This is a genomic window from Streptomyces europaeiscabiei (genome assembly GCF_001550375.1).
GTDB classification, from domain to species: domain Bacteria; phylum Actinomycetota; class Actinomycetes; order Streptomycetales; family Streptomycetaceae; genus Streptomyces; species Streptomyces europaeiscabiei.
The window spans coordinates 1-894 of record NZ_LRTR01000370.1; the positions used below are offsets into that span (position 1 = coordinate 1).

Here is an 894-nt window from a genome sequence, read left to right on the forward strand (position 1 = left end):
GCGGGCGCCTGCGTCGGCTCAGGCGTCTGCGTCGGCTCGGGCGGGCCCGTCGGCACCGACCGCACCAACCTCAGCGTCGGCTCGGCCCGCCGGGCCGGAGCCTCCGGCGGTCCGGGGGTGGCGTCGTCGCCCCCGCCGGCCGGTTCCTGTCGGCCCAGCTCGCGCAGCACATCCCGCTGCCAGTCCCCTGCCTGCGCCATGTGCGGCCCCCAGCTCCTAAGCGAACGTGTCGAGCAGTCGTCCGTACACGCCGAACACTCCGATGAGCAGCGGGAACAGAGTGATGACGCCGATGGATTCGAGGGTGTCGCCGAAACGCCGGAGCCGTACCCGTACATGCTCGGCGGGCTGCACGGCGAGCACCAGCAGCGGAAGTACGGCGAGCAGGACGAGGACGCCGAGCGGACCGGCCGCCCCGCCGGAATGGTCCAGCCAGGCCGAGACCAGCCGCACGGCGAGCACGGCCGCCGCGCCGAACAGCACCACGACCTCGGCGACCAACGGGAACGCCCGCGCACGCAGCGCGAGGACGACCATGGTGACGACGGTCAGCAGCACGGTCCACTTGGTGGGCGCGCGCAACGCGAACACCCCGGCCGCGGTGGCCGAGACGGCCAGGGTGACCGTCGCGAGGGCGAGCCCGCGGTGCGTGGCGGTGAGCGCCGCCGACACCTGCATGCGGCTCACGGAGGTGCCACCGGAACGCCGGTCGTCCAGGCCGGAGAGGCCCGACGCCATCAGCGCCAGCCGCGGCAGCAGCCCGAGCACGACCACGGAGACCACCGCGAGAACGGCCCCCACCTCGGCCTGCTCCGGCACCGACGGCATCGCCGCGCCCGACACGGCCGCGGCGACCCCCAACCAGCACACCGAGGCCCCGCCCAGCGCGCCCGC

At 75.1% G+C, this 894-nt stretch carries 2 pseudogenes; both read right to left on the minus strand.

What is annotated here, in order from left to right:
• A pseudogene (locus AWZ10_RS17585) lies at positions 1 to 200 on the minus strand (hypothetical protein); the annotation flags it as partial.
• A 16-nt stretch (positions 201 to 216) separates the two neighbouring features.
• Positions 217 to 894 (minus strand): annotated as a pseudogene (locus AWZ10_RS17590) (type VII secretion integral membrane protein EccD); the annotation flags it as partial.